At 63.9% G+C, this 17,705-nt stretch carries 20 protein-coding genes and 1 pseudogene; 15 read left to right on the forward strand and 6 right to left on the reverse strand.

The annotated features are described in order from the left end of the window. Window position 1: 1 nt before the first annotated feature. The 3 genes from AB7I51_RS05115 to thiD all read left to right on the forward strand — a co-directional run bounded on the left by AB7I51_RS05115 (window position 2) and on the right by thiD (window position 2,648). A complete protein-coding gene (locus AB7I51_RS05115) occupies window positions 2-1,006 on the forward strand; it encodes a WD40 repeat domain-containing protein (protein WP_428403256.1) in 1,005 nt (334 codons plus the stop codon). 92 nt (window positions 1,007-1,098) lie between these two features. Continuing rightward, window positions 1,099-1,812, forward strand: a complete 714-nt coding sequence (locus AB7I51_RS05120; RefSeq protein ID WP_428403257.1) for a DUF4336 domain-containing protein — start codon at window positions 1,099-1,101, stop codon at window positions 1,810-1,812. Window positions 1,813-1,844: 32 nt separating this feature from the next. Beyond that, on the forward strand, window positions 1,845-2,648 hold the full coding sequence (gene thiD, locus AB7I51_RS05125) for a bifunctional hydroxymethylpyrimidine kinase/phosphomethylpyrimidine kinase (protein WP_428403258.1): 804 nt from the start codon (window positions 1,845-1,847) through the stop codon (window positions 2,646-2,648). A gap of 68 nt (window positions 2,649-2,716) precedes the next feature. Here thiD and AB7I51_RS05130 read toward each other — a convergent pair whose 3' ends face one another. Beyond that, window positions 2,717-3,166, reverse strand: coding sequence for a GatB/YqeY domain-containing protein (locus AB7I51_RS05130; protein WP_428403296.1), 450 nt, complete (start codon window positions 3,164-3,166; stop codon window positions 2,717-2,719). A 190-nt stretch (window positions 3,167-3,356) separates the two neighbouring features. Between AB7I51_RS05130 and carA the strand changes: the two genes are divergently transcribed. Continuing rightward, on the forward strand, window positions 3,357-4,547 hold the full coding sequence (gene carA / locus AB7I51_RS05135; RefSeq protein ID WP_428403259.1) for a glutamine-hydrolyzing carbamoyl-phosphate synthase small subunit: 1,191 nt from the start codon (window positions 3,357-3,359) through the stop codon (window positions 4,545-4,547). On the opposite strand, the gene AB7I51_RS05140 is transcribed toward carA, so the two are convergent. Then, complete coding sequence (locus tag AB7I51_RS05140; protein ID WP_428403260.1) at window positions 4,544-5,182, reverse strand: hypothetical protein; 639 nt, start codon at window positions 5,180-5,182, stop codon at window positions 4,544-4,546. The genes carA and AB7I51_RS05140 overlap by 4 nt on opposite strands. 85 nt (window positions 5,183-5,267) lie before the next feature. On the opposite strand from AB7I51_RS05140, the gene AB7I51_RS05145 reads away from it, so the two are divergent. From AB7I51_RS05145 to AB7I51_RS05155, 3 genes are read left to right on the forward strand one after another with little or no spacing between them, the layout of a single operon-like run. Continuing rightward, window positions 5,268-5,837 (forward strand): DUF2975 domain-containing protein, encoded by a 570-nt coding sequence (locus AB7I51_RS05145; RefSeq protein ID WP_428403261.1) that lies wholly within the window; start codon window positions 5,268-5,270, stop codon window positions 5,835-5,837. Next, complete coding sequence (locus AB7I51_RS05150) at window positions 5,837-6,055, forward strand: helix-turn-helix domain-containing protein (protein WP_428403262.1); 219 nt, start codon at window positions 5,837-5,839, stop codon at window positions 6,053-6,055. The genes AB7I51_RS05145 and AB7I51_RS05150 overlap by 1 nt, the downstream gene beginning before the upstream one ends. 15 nt (window positions 6,056-6,070) lie before the next feature. Then, window positions 6,071-6,952 carry a hypothetical protein gene (locus AB7I51_RS05155; RefSeq protein WP_428403263.1) on the forward strand — a complete coding sequence of 294 codons (882 nt, stop codon included), beginning with the start codon at window positions 6,071-6,073 and terminating at the stop codon, window positions 6,950-6,952. Between the two features lie 11 nt (window positions 6,953-6,963). On the opposite strand, the gene AB7I51_RS05160 is transcribed toward AB7I51_RS05155, so the two are convergent. Beyond that, window positions 6,964-7,734 (reverse strand): GyrI-like domain-containing protein, encoded by a 771-nt coding sequence (locus AB7I51_RS05160; protein ID WP_428403264.1) that lies wholly within the window; start codon window positions 7,732-7,734, stop codon window positions 6,964-6,966. 134 nt (window positions 7,735-7,868) lie between these two features. Between AB7I51_RS05160 and dapF the strand changes: the two genes are divergently transcribed. Then, window positions 7,869-8,732, forward strand: coding sequence for a diaminopimelate epimerase (dapF, locus tag AB7I51_RS05165; protein ID WP_428403265.1), 864 nt, complete (start codon window positions 7,869-7,871; stop codon window positions 8,730-8,732). Then, window positions 8,729-9,907, forward strand: a complete 1,179-nt coding sequence (locus tag AB7I51_RS05170) for a MiaB/RimO family radical SAM methylthiotransferase (RefSeq protein WP_428403266.1) — start codon at window positions 8,729-8,731, stop codon at window positions 9,905-9,907. Before dapF ends, AB7I51_RS05170 begins: the two co-directional genes overlap by 4 nt. Here the strand turns inward: AB7I51_RS05170 and AB7I51_RS05175 are convergent. Then, a complete protein-coding gene (locus tag AB7I51_RS05175; RefSeq protein WP_428403267.1) occupies window positions 9,888-11,057 on the reverse strand; it encodes a PQQ-dependent sugar dehydrogenase in 1,170 nt (389 codons plus the stop codon). The genes AB7I51_RS05170 and AB7I51_RS05175 overlap by 20 nt on opposite strands. A gap of 312 nt (window positions 11,058-11,369) precedes the next feature. Here AB7I51_RS05175 and AB7I51_RS05180 point away from each other — a divergent pair, with 312 nt between their 5' ends. Then, window positions 11,370-12,059: a TerC family protein gene (locus AB7I51_RS05180; RefSeq protein ID WP_428403268.1), complete on the forward strand. Its 690-nt coding sequence runs from the start codon at window positions 11,370-11,372 to the stop codon at window positions 12,057-12,059. A gap of 102 nt (window positions 12,060-12,161) precedes the next feature. Here AB7I51_RS05180 and AB7I51_RS05185 read toward each other — a convergent pair whose 3' ends face one another. Further along, the gene (locus tag AB7I51_RS05185) at window positions 12,162-13,037 is read right to left on the reverse strand and encodes a tetratricopeptide repeat protein (RefSeq protein WP_428403269.1); all 876 of its coding nucleotides are present in this window, start codon (window positions 13,035-13,037) and stop codon (window positions 12,162-12,164) included. 113 nt (window positions 13,038-13,150) lie between these two features. Continuing rightward, a pseudogene (gene rpsU / locus AB7I51_RS05190) lies at window positions 13,151-13,375 on the reverse strand (30S ribosomal protein S21); the annotation flags it as partial. A 260-nt stretch (window positions 13,376-13,635) separates the two neighbouring features. Here rpsU and AB7I51_RS05195 point away from each other — a divergent pair. The 5 genes from AB7I51_RS05195 (at window position 13,636) to AB7I51_RS05215 (ending at window position 17,586) form a co-directional block, all read left to right on the forward strand. Continuing rightward, complete coding sequence (locus AB7I51_RS05195) at window positions 13,636-13,806, forward strand: hypothetical protein (protein ID WP_428403270.1); 171 nt, start codon at window positions 13,636-13,638, stop codon at window positions 13,804-13,806. Further along, window positions 13,803-14,591: a metal ABC transporter ATP-binding protein gene (locus AB7I51_RS05200; RefSeq protein ID WP_428403271.1), complete on the forward strand. Its 789-nt coding sequence runs from the start codon at window positions 13,803-13,805 to the stop codon at window positions 14,589-14,591. The genes AB7I51_RS05195 and AB7I51_RS05200 overlap by 4 nt, the downstream gene beginning before the upstream one ends. After that, window positions 14,581-15,450, forward strand: a complete 870-nt coding sequence (locus AB7I51_RS05205; protein ID WP_428403272.1) for a metal ABC transporter permease — start codon at window positions 14,581-14,583, stop codon at window positions 15,448-15,450. The genes AB7I51_RS05200 and AB7I51_RS05205 overlap by 11 nt, the downstream gene beginning before the upstream one ends. A 4-nt stretch (window positions 15,451-15,454) precedes the next feature. Then, the gene (locus tag AB7I51_RS05210) at window positions 15,455-16,330 is read left to right on the forward strand and encodes a metal ABC transporter substrate-binding protein (protein WP_428403273.1); all 876 of its coding nucleotides are present in this window, start codon (window positions 15,455-15,457) and stop codon (window positions 16,328-16,330) included. 152 nt (window positions 16,331-16,482) lie between these two features. Continuing rightward, a complete protein-coding gene (locus tag AB7I51_RS05215) occupies window positions 16,483-17,586 on the forward strand; it encodes a CobW family GTP-binding protein (RefSeq protein WP_428403274.1) in 1,104 nt (367 codons plus the stop codon). Window positions 17,587-17,705 lie beyond the last annotated feature (119 nt).

A 17,705-nucleotide genomic window follows, 5' to 3' on the forward strand; every position in this document is an offset into this window, starting at 1 on the left:
CGTGGCGCTGTCTCCAACTCTTATCAACAAGGTCGAGGCGCTGGGGCTGGGCGAGCCCGTCGCGGCGGCGGCCTTTCTCGGCGGCGCGCCGGTTTTCGCGCTCGCTGACGGAACGCTTCATTTCGGCGACGGCGCCGAGGGACGCCGAATCCCCGTCCATGAAGACGCCGCCATTCTCGTCGCGGCGCAGGACGGCGACCGTCTCGTCACCGGCGGGGACGACGGCCGCGTCTGCGCGACCAACGCCGATGGCGGCGTCGAAGTCATCGGCGACGAAAAGGGCAAATGGATCGACGCCGTCGCGGCGCGTGGCGGCGCGGTTGCCTGGACGACAGGAAAATTGGCTCGGGCGCGGTCGGCCAAAGACGAAATGAAGTCGCTCGATCTGCCGTCGACGTCGCGCGGACTCGCCTTCTTTCCCAAGGGCTACCGGCTGGCGATCGCCCATTACGGCGGCGCGACTCTGTGGTTTCCAAACGCTGGCAAGCCCGAAACGCTTGCCTGGGCGGGCTCGCATCTCGACGCGACCATCTCTCCCGACGGTCGCTTTCTCGTCAGCTCGATGCAAGAGAACGCCTTGCATGGATGGCGTCTCGCCGACGGCAAGCATATGCGCATGGCTGGATATCCCGGAAAAACCCGCAGCCTCTCCTGGTCGCATGACGGCAAATGGCTGGCGACGTCGGGCGCCGACGCTTGCATCGTCTGGCCCTTTTCCGGCAAGGACGGGCCGATGGGCCAAGCGCCGCGCGAATGCGGGGTCCGTGGGGCGATTGCGACGCGCGTCGCCTTTCATCCCGCCGCTCTGGTCGTCGCGATCGGCTACGACGACGGCCTCATCATGCTGACCCGGCTGACGGACGGATCTGAAATTTTGGTTCGCCATCCGGCGCAGGACCGAGATCGCGCCCAGATCAGCGCGCTCGCCTGGGACGAAAAGGGCGCGCGGCTCGCCTTCGGCGCCGAAAACGGCGACGCCGGCGTATTGACGTTGCCGAAGGGGTGAGCCGCTGACGCGGCGCCTTTGCGCCACGTTGAACGGCTATCAGACATCCGGCATGGAAAGCGTTGCGATCTAAGGAGAAGCCGGAGTCGCCAATGTGTCTTGGGCAAATCGGCGACTCGCTCTGGCTCGCCGAGGGCGACATCGTCGACTTCTTCAGCTTCCCCTACCCCACGCGCATGCTGATCGCGCGGCTCGCCGATGGCGCGCTCTGGGTATGGTCGCCGGTCAAATTTACGACCGAGGTGCGCGCCGAGGTCAACGCCCTCGGCCGAGTGGCGCATCTCATCAGTCCAAACAAGCTCCATCATCTCTATCTTGGCGAGTGGAAGGACGCCTATCCAGACGCAAAGCTCTGGGGGCCGCTTTCGACCCTAAAGCGCCGTCCCGAACTCGACTTCGAACCGCCGCTTCAAGATTTCCCGCCGCCCGAATGGGGCGGCGACATCGATCAGGTCTGGTTTCGCGGCTCTTTCATGATGGACGAAATCGTCTTTTTCCATCGTCCATCCGGCGTCGCGATTTTCGCCGATTTGATCGAAGCCTTCAGCGACGAATTCCTCTGCGCGCATTGGAGCTGGTGGCGGCGATGGCTCGCGCGTCTCGACGGGATCACCCTCGCCGCGCCGCATGCCCCGCTCGAATGGCGTCTCTCCTTCCTCGACCGCGGCCCCGCGCGCGCCGCACGCGACAAAATCCTCTGCTGGCCGATCAAACAGGCCGTCATCGCGCACGGCGAGTGGCCGCGCGCCAACGCAAGTGAGTTTGTGCGCAGCGCGCTCGCCTGGGTCGGCCCCAAGCGAAAGTGACGGCGCCTGTCCCGCCGGGCTAATTTATCGGGATGGCGCATATTCCCAAGCTGCTTTCCATCGCCGGCTCCGACCCGTCGGGCGGCGCCGGCGTACAGGCGGACCTCAAAACCTTCTCCGCCTTCGGCTGCTACGGCATGGCGGCGATCACCGCGCTCACCGCGCAAAACACGCATGGCGTCGTCGCCGCCTATCCCCTCGCGCCGAACATCGTCGCCGCGCAGATCGATGCGGTCCTGTCTGACATTCGTCCCGAAGCGATCAAGATCGGCATGCTCGCGACGCCCGACATCGCGCGCGCCGTCGCCGAGACGCTGTCGCGCCATGAGGCACGCAACGTCGTGCTCGATCCGGTGCTGGTTCCGACGCAGGGCGTCAGCCTCGCTGCCGCCGGGCTGGAGGCGACTCTGGTCGCGAATCTCCTTCCCCTGGCGCGCCTCGCGACGCCCAACCTTCATGAGGCAAGCGCGCTCACCCAAACGCCCCTCGCCAGCAACGCTGATGAGATGGCGGCGCAGGCGCGGCGTCTTTGCGAAGCCGGCGCGCGCGCTGTGCTGGTCACGGGCGGCGATCTCGAAGGCGAACCCATCGACGTTCTCTTCGAGGCGGGAGAGCGGCGCGTCTTTCGCGGCAGGCGTATCGCCACGCGCAACACGCACGGAACCGGCTGCGCGCTTTCCTCGGCGATCGCTTGCGAACTCGCCAAAGGCGCGCCGCTCCTCGACGCGATCGCGACGGCGAAAGCCTGGCTCGAAGGCGCCCTTGAAGCAGCGGCTAGTCTCCGCCTCAGCGAAGGCCGCGGCCCGCCGCATCATTTTTATGCGCTGTGGCGTTAGCCCCCTCCCCAGCCCTCCCCCGCTTCGCGGGAGAGGGAGCGGCTTGCGCCCTTACTCTTTCGCCTCCGTCACCCCGACAGCGCCGCCTTCACCGCCGCGCTCGCCTTGGCGAAATCCATGCGGCCGGTATATTTCGCCTTGAGCGCGGCGACGACCTTGCCCATGTCCTTGATCGACGCGGCGCCGGCCTCGGCGATCGCCGCCTTCACCGCTTCGGCGACTTCGGCTTCCGAGAGCTGCTGCGGCAGATAGGCGGAAATCACCGCGATCTCGCCCTTTTCCTTGTCCGCGAGATCGGTGCGCCCGGCCTTCTCATAGATATCCAGCGATTCCTGGCGGCTTTTGATCATCTTCTGGAGCAGCGCCAGCACGTCGTCGTCGCCGAGCGTCTTTCCGGTCCCGCGCGCCTCAATGTCCTTGTCCTTGAGCGCGGCGTTGATGAGCCGTAGCGCGTCGACCTTGGCGCGCTCGCCCGCCTTCATCGCCGTCTTTAGGTCCGCCGCAATCTTGTCGCGCATGTTGTGTCCTTGGGGTTTCCATTTCCGTGGCGGATAGATTACATCCATCGCCAACGCCGCCGCGTCATGCCCGCCTTCGTCGCGGGCATCCACGCCGGGCTGCAGCGCGTGGATGGCCGGGTCAAGCCCGGCCATGACGCGCGAAAGGGGCGCTGTCAAGGGCGGCGGCGCCGCTGGATTTGGGACGCGGATGACCCTCGATCAAGACAATGGCTGGAAGAAACCGATCCACACTTGCGCGCTCATTCTCGCCAGCGGCGAGGTGATTGAAGGTTATGGGCTGGGCGCCGTCGGCGAGGCGGTGGGCGAAGTCTGTTTCAACACCGCCATGACCGGCTATCAGGAAATCCTGACCGACCCTTCTTACGCGGCGCAGATCGTCACCTTCACCTTCCCCCACATCGGCAATGTCGGAACGAATGACGAGGACATCGAGACCGTCGATCTCGACAGGAGCGCCGGCGCCGTGGGGGCCATTTTTGGCGCGCCTTCGACGGATCCTTCGAATTTCCGTGCCGAGAAGCCGCTCGCCGACTGGCTCGCGTCGCGCGGCATTGTGGGCCTTTGTGGAATTGACACGCGCGCGCTGACGACGCTCATTCGCGAACGTGGCATGCAGAACGCGGTCATCGCCCATGACCCGCATGGCCAATTCGACATTGCAGCGCTCAAAGCCAAGGCCGCGCGCTGGCCGGGCATCGACGGCATGGATCTCGTGCCGAGCGTCGGCTCGAAAGAGCGCTACGATTGGCGCGAGACGACCTGGCGGCTTGGCGGCGGCTATGGCGCGCGCAACGGCGCGCCCAAATATCGCGTCGTCGCCATCGACTATGGCGTGAAGCGCAACATCCTGCGTCTTCTGGCGGAGCAGGATTGCGAGGTGATCGTCGCCCCCGCCACCGCGACGAGCTCAGAAATCCTGGCGCTCAAGCCCGATGGCGTCTTTCTCTCTAACGGTCCTGGCGATCCGGCCGAGACCGGGAAATACGCCACGCCGGTCATCCGCGATCTGCTCTTGGCGAAAATCCCGACCTTCGGCATTTGCCTCGGCCATCAGATGATGGCGCTCGCGGTCGGCGCGAAGACGAAGAAAATGCCGCAGGGCCATCACGGGGCCAATCATCCGGTCAAGGATTTCACCACCGGCAAAGTCGAGATCGTCTCGATGAATCACGGCTTCGCAGTCGATCGCGACAGCCTGCCGGCAAATGCCGTCGAGACTCATCGCTCGCTCTTTGACGGCTCGAACTGTGGCATCGCGCTCACCGATCGCCCGGCCTTTTCGGTGCAGCATCATCCCGAGGCCTCGCCCGGCCCGCAGGACAGCCATTATCTGTTTAAGCGCTTTGTGGAGATGATGGAGAGGGCGAAGGCGGCCTAACGGTCGCTACCCGTCGCCGACTCGGCTCGATTAGCGAATTTCTCGCAAGGCGGCACGAGTTCATCGAGCGACTTTTCCTTTGTCGGCGCCTCGCGCATATCCAGATCCTTGAGCACCGTGAGATAGGCGCCGGAGGGCTGCGTGCGCAGATAGGTTGTCGTCAGCAGCGGACCTTCAGGGAAGTCGCCGCGCCGGCAGGCTTCGGCGCCGACGCCAAAGGAGCCATGCATCTTACCCGGGTTGCGCGCCTTCTCTTCGAGAAACCCTCTCTGCCTTGCACGGATCGCTGCATAGTCGGCCGGATTCACGCGATAGGCGAAAATGCGCGTTCCGTGCTTCTTTTCGCCGGTGAGTGGCGCGACGTCCTCGGACGCGGTCGTCTCCTTGAGCGCGAAGGTCGCCTCATGCTTCGCCTTCTCTTCGCCGTCGCGCCACCAGCCGATTTTCAACGTCACGCCGCCTCTCTGCGGCTCGAAACTTTCAGGCAGGCGCACCGCCGCGCGCAGCACGGCCGGATCGACCGTAGCAGCGTCGAAATTGCGCAACGCCCACATGGTCGAAACCGGAACATGGCTGCAGGCGGCAAGCGCCGCGGCCAGCGCCAGGGCGGACAGGCGAGAACGAATGGGCGACATGGAATGCCTCATGTTTAACTAATATTTTTTAATGTTTGACATCAAATTTTTCTCGTGTCAACGTAAGCGACACAAGGAGACCGCCATGACCGACTTCCCTGCTCTTTCCTTTGAGGACCGCCGCCTCGACTCGCTCCGTCGCCGAATCGGATGGCTCTGCCAGACGCTGCGCGTCGCGCTCGTCGCCTATTGCCTTTGGATGCTCGTCACGATCGCGATGTTCTGGAGCGACGAGGCGCTCATCGTCTCGCGCTTTGCGTCGCTCAAGGTCGATGTCGAAGGCCTATCCGCCGCTCAACGACTCGCCGCCTTCGGACTTAGCTTCGTAATCTGGTCGCTGCTCGTCGCGGCCTGCTACGCCGGTTGGAGACTGTTCTCGGGCTATCTCGAGGGGCGCATCTTCACGCCTGACGCCGCGGGATGGCTGCGCTCTCTCGCGCTGACAGGCCTGATCGCCGCGCTCGTCGACATCGCCGCGCGGCCGATCATGTCGCTGATCCTTACTGCGCATAAGGGCGCGGGCGCGCATATGGTGGCGGTCTATTTTCGGCCAGAAGATCTTTCGACCGTCATGCTGCTCGCGACACTGCTTGCGCTCGCCCACATCCAGAAGACGGCGGCCGACATCGCCGATGAAAACGCGCAGATCGTCTGATGCCAATTATCGTCAACCTCGATGTGATGCTGGCGAAGCGCAAAATGCGCTCGCGCGATCTCGCCGCGAAAATTGGCATCGCTGAGCAGAATGTGAGCCTTCTGAAATCCGGCAAGGTGAAAGGCGTGCGCTTCGACACGCTGGAGAAAATCTGCGAAATTCTCCAATGTCAGCCGGGCGATATTCTCGAATATCGGCCGGACGACAATTCGGCGTAACAAGGCGCAACGGGCATGCCGCGTATCATGGCTAAGGCTTCAGGGTTCGGGCTGGCGTTGATCGCTGCGGCCATGTTGGCGCTGGTTCTGCGACCGGACCTTCGCCTCGCGGCGCGCGTCGCCTGGAACGATCCGCGCATGCTTCCCGCTCTCGCGGATGATGCGCGCGTGCATTACGAGCCCGAGGCGCGGGCTTGCGCCGAAGCGGTGGCGGAATTCGCGCCGCGCGCAGTCGCGCAAATCGAGGCCGCGCACGGACGTCCCTTTGCGCAGCCGCCGATCATCGGCGTCTACGCTTCCTACGACAATTACGCGAGCGGCAATGGCATGGACGATTCCGGCATCGCCGCCGTGACGCGCGCCGGCGCCGCGCTGCTGTCGCCGACGCTCTGCAGCAAGGAGCGCAAGCGCCTCGAAAGCGTTCTCACCCATGAATTGTCGCATGTGCATCTTTCCGGCTGGCGGCCATTTGGCGCGCCGCGCCCGCCGCAATGGTTCACCGAAGGGCTCGCGGTAATGGCGTCGAACGGCGGCGGCGCCGAAGGCGTCAGCGAAGAAGAAGCGGCGCAGGCGATCCGTGACGGCTATCGAATCGTGCTCGACGGGCGGCGCTGGATCAACTTCGCCGCGCTTGGTTTTGAACGCGAACCGCCGCGCGATCCAAGGCTCGACGCCCTCACCCAGCGCCAGCGGCTCGCCTATCGGCAGGCGGGCATGTTCGTCGGCTGGCTGCGCAGGCGCGCAGAGACGGCGTTCCTGCACTTGCTCCGCGCGCTAGAGGCGGGCGAAGCTTTTGAGCCGTCAATCGAATCCGCCTTTGGCGAAAATGCGCCGCAACTCTGGCGCCGTTACGTTTCCGAAATTGTACAGCAATCGCATCACGACGCGCGCGGCTGACGCCGCATGCGTCACTTCAAGAACACGTAAATGTCCACGTCGACATTCGCGTCGTCGCCTTTGAAGTCGGTGAGATATTCCTCGATGATCAGGTCCTTGGTGTCGAGGCCCTTCTCATCGAGATAGGCGGCGATCGCCTCATAGGTCGCCTCGATCTCGTCATAGGCGCCGCGATGCTGGAATTTGAGCGCCTTGCCGGCGGGCGAAGCGCCGATGCTGACGCCCTCGGGCAGTTTCGGCGCGCCTTCCGGCGCCGCCGAAAGGGGCGCCATTGCCTCGAAGGAGAAGCCCGCGTCATCGGTCTTGGTGAAGACGGCGAAGGGCCGGCCATTGACCGCAAGACCCGCCTTGCCGACCGCGTCGTTGAGCTTGGCGAGCGCTTCGGAGAGCGTCTTGGCCGCGCCGTCCCACTTGCCCTGCCCCTTGATGACGGCGGCGGGCCGCGCGTCGACCGTGACGGTCTGGCTCATCACCGCCTGAACCGCATCGTCGGCGGCGCTTCCGGGTGGGCTGGCCTCTGCCGGCTTCGTCTCCCCGGGCTTGACCTCGCCGGGCTTGACCTCGCCGGGCGCAGCGGGTCCATTCTCGACCGCCTTTTCGTCCGGAGCGGCAGTCGGCGGCGCGACCGGCGGCGGGACTGATTTCTCCGTTCTTTCAACGCCGCGGCCCGGTAACAGCGCGCGCTCCGAATAGATCGCGGCGCCCGCGACAAGAATCGTAAAGATCGCCAGCGCCCGCCAATGGCGTCGCAGGCTGTCCAGTAAGCCCGGTTCGTCTTCCATGGTCGAGCGCCCTATTCGGCCATCATGGCAATTTGGCGCTCGCTGCGGCAGGCGTCCGGCGGACGCAGTGGCGCTTCGGCGCGGCCTTCTCTATATACGAGCGCGTCTCCCGAAGAACAGGCGAAATCTGCCTCATGGCGCATCCGCTCGACCATCTTCCGATTCTGCGCATGAACGGCGCGGGAAACGAGATTCTGGTTCTCGATTTGCGCGGAACCGACCACGAGCTTGCGCCGCAGGAAGCGCGCGCCATCGCCAATACGCCCGGCCTGCGCTTCGACCAACTCATGGCGCTGTACAGGCCGCGTCGGCCGGGCGACGACGCGTTCATGCGCATCTACAATGTCGACGGTTCGCTCTCTTCCGCCTGCGGCAATGGAACCCGCTGCGTCGCCTATGTTTTGGCGCGCGAGGGCAAGGACGCGCTGCGCCTCGAGACCGACGCCGGCCTCATCGAGACACAGCGCAAGGCCGATACGGTTTTCACGGTCGACATGGGCTGTCCGCGACTCGATTGGCGCGAGATACCGCTTGCGCGCGCCGTCGAGGATACGCGCGAAGTCGCGCTCGATCCGCCTGTCGCCGGCGCGCCGCCGCAGTTCTCCGCGGTGAGCATGGGCAATCCTCACGCAGTGTTCTTTGTCGCCGATGCGGCGCTGATCGATCTCGAGACTCTTGGCCCGCGCATCGAGCGTCATCCGCTCTTTCCTCAGCGCGTCAATGTCAGCTTCGCGCAGATGCTTGCGCGCGACGATATTTTGCTGCGCGTCTGGGAGCGCGGGACCGGCGCGACCAAGGCCTGCGGCTCCGCCGCCTGCGCGACGCTCGTCGCCGCAGCGCGTGCTAATCTTGGCGATCGCGCCGCGCGCCTGCGCCTGCCCGGCGGAGATCTTACGATCGAATGGCGGGCCGACGACCATGTGCTGATGACCGGGCCGGTCGAATTCGAATTCGAAGCGAGGCTCGATCCGCAAATTTTTCGGGACCTCGCCGCGTGAACGCGCCGCTGCGCAACGCTGAAGTCGTAAGCTTCGGCTGCAGGCTCAACGCGGTCGAGTCGCAGGAACTCGCCAAGGCGCATGCGAGCGCGCGCGACACCGTCGTCGTCAACACCTGCGCCGTCACCGGCGAGGCGACGCGGCAATCGCGGCAGGCGATCCGCCGCCTGCATCGCGAACGGCCGCAAGCTGAAATTATCGTCGCCGGCTGCGCGGCAAGGCTCGATCCCCAAGGCTTCGCCAAGATTGACGGCGTAACGCAGGTTCTCGCCGAACATGCGCCAAATCGCGCGCTCACCAGCGTCGAGGGCACGCGCGGACTCCTCGCCATTCAAAACGGCTGCGATCATCGCTGCACCTTCTGCATCATTCCGTTTGGACGCGGCGCGGCGCGCTCGGCACCGCCAAGCGATGCTCTTGCACAGGCGCGCGCGCTCGTTACGAGCGGCAAAAAGGAAATCGTGTTAACCGGCGTCGATCTTACGAGCTATGGCGTCGATCTTGACGACGGCTGGACGCTCGGACGCCTCGTGCGCCTCTTGCTGCGCGACGTTCCGCAACTCGAACGGCTGCGCCTTTCTTCCGTCGACTGTATCGAAGTCGACGACGATCTCATCGCCGCTTTTTCGGAAGACTCGCGGCTATGCCCGCATCTTCATCTGTCGCTGCAATCGGGCGACGATTTGATTTTGAAGCGCATGAAGCGCCGCCATTCGCGGCGGGACGCCATCGACTTCTGCCGCGCGCTGCGCAAGGCGCGGCCCGACATCATCTTCGGCGCCGACTTCATCGTCGGCTTTCCGACCGAGACGGAAGAAATGTTCGCCTCGACGCTCGACATCGTCGATGACTGCGGGCTCACCCATCTTCACGTTTTTCCTTTTTCGGCGCGTCCAGGAACCCCGGCGGCGCGCATGCCGCAGGTCGCATCACAAATCACTAAAGAGCGCGCCGCGCGGCTGCGCGAAACGGCCGATACGGCGCTGCGCTCGCATCTTGACGGGCAAAGGGGCCGCAGATTGCGGCTGCTGACCGAGCGCGGCGGCATGGCGCGCGCCGCCGATTTCACGCTTGCGCGCACGCCGGGCGCGGAGGCGGGTCAGATGGTTGACGCGCTGTGCACGGGACACGACGGGCGCGCGCTCGAAACGCGCCTCACGGCTTTTGGTAGGTGATCCGGTAGATCACGCCGTTCTGGTCATCAGTGACGAGAAGCGAACCGTCCGCGAGTTCCGCGACATCGACCGGCCGACCGAGATAGGATCCGGAACCAACGTTCCAGCCTTCGGCGAAGGGCGTACTTGTGGTGGTTCCCGCAAGCGTCACCATCACCCGCGCGCCGATCGGCACGGAGCGGTCCCAGGAACCATGCTGGGCGTAAAACAGCGCGCCGCGATATTCCTTGGGAAACATGTCGCCGCGGTAGAATGTTATGCCGAGACCGGCGGCGTGCGGCGCAGTCTCGATGACGGGGAAGACGAGGTTTTTTGGCGGCTCGGCGCGCGCATATTCGTTGGTGCGCACATGTCCGCCGCCATACCAGGGAAAGCCGAAATTCAGTCCCGCCCTGTCGGCGCGATTGATTTCGTCGGGCGGCCGATCGTCGCCCATCGAGTCGACCTGATTGTCCGTGAACCAAAGCGACCCATCCGTATCGAACGCCATGCCGACGGAATTACGAATCCCCGTCGCGAAGACTTCGCGGCCCGATCCGTCGAGAGTCATCCGGATAATGCCGCCGATTCCAGTTTTCTCGTAGAGCGGGAGCTTTTCCGGAGGCGCGACGTTGTACGGCTGGCCGAGCGAAATATAGAGCTTGTTGTCTGGACCTATCCGGCACACGCGAGACGCATGGCCGCGACTCTCTTCAGTCCTTGGAATGAGATCGCCTGACTTGACGATGACCTTGCCCTTCGCGGCAGCGTCGCGCCAAGTGTTTTCGGCGTCGTCGAAACGCGTGACGCGGTTGCGCTCGACGAGAAAAAGCGCGCCATCGGTTGAGAGACACACGCCATGCGGCATGATGAATGGCGACGACGGCTTGAAGCGTTCGACCGCGGCGGCTTTGTTTGCGCCCGGCGTCACCACATAGGCGTTTTTCTCTTCCGTGCCGACAAAAACCGCTTTCCCTTCGCGTCCGACCGCGAGGGTGCGGGCGCCGGGCGCGATCGCATAGAGCGAAATCGCAAAGCCGGGAGGAAGTTTGACGCGCTTGAGAATCGATTCAATTTCGGCGCTTCGCGCATTCTGCGAAATGCTTTCGCCAGCGGCGACGTTGCAGCTCAGCACGCTGCCGATCAAAAATGCGGCTAAGGCGATGCGCATGGACTCGAGCCCTCACCGTTCAAATCTATATGCAAGGCTACAAATAAATATAGGGCGCAAAAAGGAAAAGGCCGCTTTGGCGTCATCCCGTCATGGCGACGTCACCGACGCCGCCTGTCACATTGGCGACATAGCCGCCGAGGAACGCCCGATGTTTCTGACGAACAAGAAAGGCGCCGCCAAAGCGGCTTAGGCGCGCCTTCCTTCTTGCCTTAAATGCCGCTAATGCAGACGCACGGCGCGCGATCGCTCCAGATGAAAAGCTCCAGTCTCTTCCACAATGAACGGGCGGCGCCCGGCAGGTAAGGACGCATGTCCCACGAATTTTCCATGGGTTGGGAAGTCTTCGAGATCATCTGGATCAACCTGCTGCTCTCGGGCGACAATGCGATCCTGATCGCGCTCGCATGCCGGCAGCTGCCGGTCCGCCAGCGCCGTTGGGGCGTTTTTCTCGGCGCGCTGGGCGGAATCATTCTGCGCATCGCTTTCACGCTTGTCATCGTCGAGCTGATGACGATTCCCTATCTCAAAATCGTCGGCGCGATTTTGCTGCTGATCGTCGCGGTCAAACTGCTGATCGATGAAGGCGAACATTCGGACGTAACGGCAAAGCCCAATCTCTGGAGCGCCGTCGGCGCGATCATCATGGCGGACGCGGTGATGTCGCTCGACAATGTGATCGCCATCGCGGCGGCGGCGCGCGGCTCGACCAGTCTCATCGTCTTTGGGCTGTTGCTCTCAGTGCCGATCGTGATGTTCGGCGCCGGCGCGCTATTGAAAGTGCTGGAGAGGTTTCCCGTGCTTGTCTGGGCCGGCGCCGGCCTTCTCGGCTGGGTCGCCGGCGACATGGCGGCCGCGGACCCGGCGCTCCCAGGATTTGTTCATGCCGCAAACCACGGCGCGCTCGAACTTTGGCTGTCGATCGGCGGCTGCGCCTTTGTGTTGGCCTTCGCCCTGGCGATCGCGGTCTACCGGCAGTGGCGCGAGGATCAGCGCGCGTAAGCGCTATAGCGAGCCTGGAGGCTCGCATTCCAAGGGCGCGCATCCTGGACCGCGAGCCTCCAGGCTCGCATGGCTTCGAACAACCCGGAATTGGCGCGCTGACTAGCCGCGTCCCATGCCCTGTTTGGCGATCGGCTGCTGGGGATCAAGCGTGAGCGCGCGCTGATAGGATTCCTGCGCCTTCGGCCGATTGCCGCTCTTTTCATAAGCGACGCCGAGCCAGGCCCAGGCGAGGGCGCTCTTGTTGTCGACATTGAGCGCGGCGCTGAAGTCCTCGACCGCCTTGTCATATTTGCCGAGCGTTATCTCGCTTTCGCCGCGAGCGAGGTAGGGCGCGGCGGCGAAGGGGTCGCGATCGATCGCGTTATCAAAATCAGTCACCGCGCGGGTGTCGTCGCCGCGTTTCTGGTGAATGAGGCCGCGCGCGTGAAAAGCCTGCGCGCTTTCAGGATTGAGCCGAATGGCCTGGTCGAGATCGGCGAGCGCCTGATCGAGATTATTTTGCGCGCGCAACAAATTCGCCCGGCCGACATAGGCCGGCGCATGTCTCGGATTGGCTTCGATGGCGCGGTCGAAATCGGCGCGGGCGGCGTCGCTCTGCCCCATCTGCCGAATCGCCAGCGCGCGATTGGTGTAAGCCGGCGCATTATTGGGCTCGAGCTTGATCGCCTGAGTGAAGTCGCCGACCGCCTCCTGAAATCGCCCGACGCGAGCATAAGCGACGCCGCGCGTATTATAGGCCTCGGCGCTCGACGGATTACGGCGAATCACTTCGCTGAGCGAATCAATATTCGCCGAGGCCGCCCTGGGATCGGTGTCGGCGATTTCGGCGATGCCGCGCCCCGGCGGCCGAATGCCGCTCGCGGTTTCACAGCCAGCCAAGGCGACGATGGCGAAAGCCACAGCGCTGCGCGCCAGGGCCTTACGGGATAGAGGCGAAGCTTGGCGGCGCACATCCGCCGCACGGCTAAAGACCATGCCTTCCAAACCTCCCAAGCCGCAACAGTCGTCTCGCTCTCTTTTCGTCAGGCAATTCTTAAGAAAACGCCTGCAATCCAGCGAGAATTCGACAACGGGCTCGCTCAGCGGCCGACCGCCTTCGCCTTTACCGGCAGCAGGCCTTCGCGCTGGAGTTTCTTGCGGGCGAGCTTGCGGGCGCGGCGGACCGCCTCGGCCTTCTCGCGCGCACGCTTCTCAGATGGCTTTTCATAATGGCCGCGCAGTTTCATCTCGCGAAAGATGCCCTCACGTTGCATCTTCTTTTTCAGTGCCTTGAGAGCCTGATCGACATTGTTGTCGCGAACGAGAACTTGCACGTATCCATCCTGTGTTTGGCGCGCCGCGACGGAAACGTCGACAAGCGGTCGAATTGGGAATAGGTCGCCGGGCGCTGACGGAGCGCCTGACCCGTGCGGCAGCAGATAACAGAGTCGCCCTTCCCTGTCCACGTCCAATTGGCGCGAACGCTGTTCAACATATGCTCAGGCGGCGCTCCAACGTGTTTTTCAGACACGTGAAAGGCGCCGGCCGACTTGTTCAATCGCGGCGTTACAATATAACATCGGCCATGTCCGACATGACGACGCACGAACGCGCCCTGCCTCAGCATACGCACGCCGACGCGCCTATCGCCGGCGCCAAAGAGACGCGGCTTTCGGCGCTCGGCGCCTCCGCCGGCGCGCGCCTAGGCGTCGCGGCGTTGCTGCTCATGGCGCTGTGGGCTGGCGCCTATTGGGCGTTGCATTGAGCGCGGGCGTGCACGCGCCGGCGATCCGGCTCGTCAATCTCACTCTCGGCTACGATCGCCGTCCTGCGGTTCACCACCTCGATGGCGAGATTGCAGCCGGCGAAGGCCTCGCCGTCTGCGGCCCGAACGGCGCCGGCAAATCTACTCTGCTCAAGGGGCTCGCTGGGCTGCTCGCGCCGCTTGGCGGCGCAATCGATTTCGTCGGCGCGTCGCGCCGCGTGGCCGCCTATCTGCCGCAAATTGTCGAGATCGACCGCGCCTTCCCGATCAATGTGCGGGATTTCGTGGCGATGGGCGCTCTGGCGCGCATCGGCCTCATGTCGGCGCTGAATGCGGCCGAGCGCACGCGGGTCGCGGCGGCGATCGAAACGGTCGGGCTGGTCGGATTCGAATCGCGAACCTTGGAGACTCTGTCCGGCGGGCAGATGCAACGCGCGCTGTTCGCCCGGCTGATTGTCCAGGATCAGCCGATCGTCCTTCTTGACGAGCCGTTCGGCGCGATCGACGAAGCGACGATCGACGACCTATTGGCGCTGATCGCGCGATGGCGCGTCGAGGGACGCACGGTCGTCGCCGTCCTGCATGAATTGGACATCGTCCGCCGAGCGTTTCCGCAAACGCTGCTGCTGGCGCGCGAATGTATCTTTTGGGGCGACACGAGCGACGCGCTTTGCCAGGAAAATCTCATCCGCGCCCGCGCCATGTCGGAAGCCTTCGACGAAGCCGCTGGCGAATGTCTCCGCGACAACGATCACGGCGCCGAAGATAAGCTCCATGTTCACTGACGTCTTCGTCACGCCCTTTACTGATTATGAATTCATGCGGCGAGCGCTCGTCGGCTCGCTGGCGCTCGCTCTGTCGGGAGCGCCGCTTGGCGTGTTCCTGATCCTTCGGCGCATGTCGCTCGCCGGCGACGCGCTCTCGCACGCCATCCTGCCCGGCGCCGCCGTCGGCTATCTCGTCGCCGGTCTCTCCTTGCCGGCGATGACCTTCGGCGGTCTCGTCGCCGGCCTCGTCGTGGCGCTCGCCGCGGGCGCGGCGTCGCGATTTACCACGCTGCGCGAGGACGCTTCGCTCGCGGCCTTTTATCTCGTGTCACTGGCGCTCGGAGTCACGCTGGTGTCGCTGCGCGGCTCGAACGTCGATCTGCTTCATGTGCTGTTCGGTTCGGTCGTCGGCCTCGACGACGCGGCGCTGTTGATGCTCGTTGGCGTCTCGACCGTGACGCTCGTCCTGATGGCGCTCTTCTATCGGGCGCTGGTGATGGACACGCTCGACCCGCTGTTTCTGCGCCAGACGAGCGCCTTCGGCGAATTCATGCCTTTCCTCTTCCTTGCGCTGGTGGTGCTCAATCTCGTCGCCGGCTTTCAGGCGCTCGGCACGCTGATGGCGGTCGGCGTGATGATGCTTCCCGCCGCCGCAGCGCGCTTATGGACGCGCGATCTCGCGATCGCCCTGCCGCTCGCCGCGGCGATCGGCGCGCTCTGCTGTTACTTTGGTCTCGTCTTCTCCAATGAGACCAGCGCGCCGACTGGACCGGCGATCATTCTCGCCGCCGGCGTCATCTATTTTGTCTCGATGATTTTCGGCCGCGCCGGCGGCTTGTTGCGATTGAAACGGCCGCGCCGGCATCTTGAAGGATAAAGCGATGCTCACACGCCGTCGCGCGCTCGCGCTTTCCCTCGTCGCGCTTATCGCGCCGTCGCAGGCGGAAACGAAGAAAATTCCGGTCGTCGCCAGCTTTTCGATCATCGGCGATCTCGTCCGCGAGGTCGGCGGCGACCGGGTCTCGGTCGCCACGATCGTCGGACCGGACGGAGACGCCCATGTCTATCAGCCCAGTCCCGCCGACGGCCGCCGCATCGCCCAGGCCCGGCTGATTTTCGTCAACGGGCTTGGTTTCGAGGGCTGGCTCGAACGTCTGATCGCCGCGGCCAAAGGCAAAGGCGAAGTCATTACGCTAGGCAAAGGCGTCGCCGCGCGCAATGGCGAAGAGGGAGTCGATCCGCATGCCTGGCAGGATGTGGCGAACGCGAAAATCTACGTCGAGGCCATTCGCGACGCTCTGATCGCGGCCGATCCCGAAGGCGCGCAAGTCTATAAGACGAACGCCGACGCCTATCTCGCCAAGCTCGACGCGCTCGACGGCGAAATCAGGCAGGCGATCGATGCTCTCCCGAAGGAGCGTCGCCGCGTGGTTTCGACCCATGACGCTTTCGGCTATTTTTCGGCGCGCTACGGGGTCGAATTCATCGCGCCGCAAGGCGTTTCGACCGAAGCCGAGGTCAGCGCCCGCGATGTCGCCAAAATCATCGACGCGGTCAGGACGCATAAGGTCGCGGCGGTGTTCCTCGAGAATATCGCCGATCCGCGCCTCGCCAAAAGGATTGCCAGCGAGACCGGCGCCCGCATGGGCGGCGTGCTCTATTCGGACGCCTTGTCCGACGCAAAAGGCGACGGCGCAACCTATATCGACATGATGCGCCATAATGTGAAACAACTCGCCAAAGCCCTAGCGCCGTAGCCGCCCCCTCCCCACCCCTCCCCCACTTCGTGGGAGAGGGAGCAGGCCCGGCGCTTCACAGAGAGATTCGCGAATAGCCGATCGTTAGGGTTCCCTCTCCCGCTTGCGGGGGAGGGACAGGGAGGGGGCGATACAAACTGGAGCAAGCCGCATTGACCGACAAAATCCCCGTCACTGTCATCACCGGCTATCTCGGCGCCGGCAAGACGACGCTGCTTAATCGCATTCTCACCGAGCAACACGGTCGTCGCTACGCCGTCATCGTCAATGAATTCGGCGAGATCGGCATCGACAATGATCTTGTGGTCGGCGCCGACGAAGAAGTTTTCGAGATGAACAACGGCTGTATCTGCTGCACCGTTCGCGGCGATCTCATCCGCATTTTCGAAGGGCTAATGCGCCGCCGCGGCAAGTTCGACGCGATCGTCGTCGAGACGACAGGACTCGCCAATCCGGCGCCGGTCGCCCAGACGTTCTTCATGGACGCCGACGTTAAAGAGGCGGCGCGGCTCGACGCGGTGGTGACCGTCGCCGACGCCAAATGGCTTGGCGAGCGGTTGAAGGACGCGCCTGAAGCGAAAAGTCAGATCGCCTTCGCCGACGTGATCGTTCTCAACAAGACAGATCTCGTTTCAGATGACGAACTCGCCGAAGTCGAGGGCCGCATCCGCGCGATCAATCCATACGCCGCGCTGCATCGCACGGTTCGGTCGGACGTTCCCCTGCAGGCGGTCTTGGAGCGCAACGCCTTCGACCTCGACCGCATTCTTGAAATCGAACCGGCCTTCCTCGAATCGGCAGAAGAAGACCACGATCACGATCACGCCCATCACGACCATGATCATGAATGCGGTCCAGACTGCGGCCATGATCATCATCATGAACATCATCATGACCATCATGATGAGCATCATCATGCGCCTCACACCGGGTTGACGCATTTCCATGATGACGAGATGCATTCGATCTCGATCCGCCACGAAGGCGCTGTCGATCCCGAACGCTTTGTTCCTTGGCTCAATGACCTCATTCAGCGCGAAGGGCCGGACATTCTCCGCAGCAAGGGAATCATCGCCTTCAACAACGAGCCGCGGCGCTTCGTCTTCCAGGGCGTCCATCAGATTCTCGACGGCGATTTGCAGCGCGAATGGAAGGAAGGCGAGAAGCGCGAATCGCGCCTCGTCTTCATCGGCAGGAAGCTCAAAGAGCAGGAAATCCGCGAGGGTTTTGCAAAGGAGGTACTTGGCGCGAGCTAAGTCGGCGCCGCGAACTAAGCGCTACGTCCGGTTCGAAGCCAGCGAGCCTGGAGGCTCGCGGTGCCTGATGCGCCGCATTTGGACCGCGAGCCTCCTGGCTCGCAAAGTCCTGTGACCGA

The sequence above is a fragment of the Methylocystis sp. genome (genome assembly GCF_050246715.1).
Lineage (GTDB): Bacteria > Pseudomonadota > Alphaproteobacteria > Rhizobiales > Beijerinckiaceae > Methylocystis.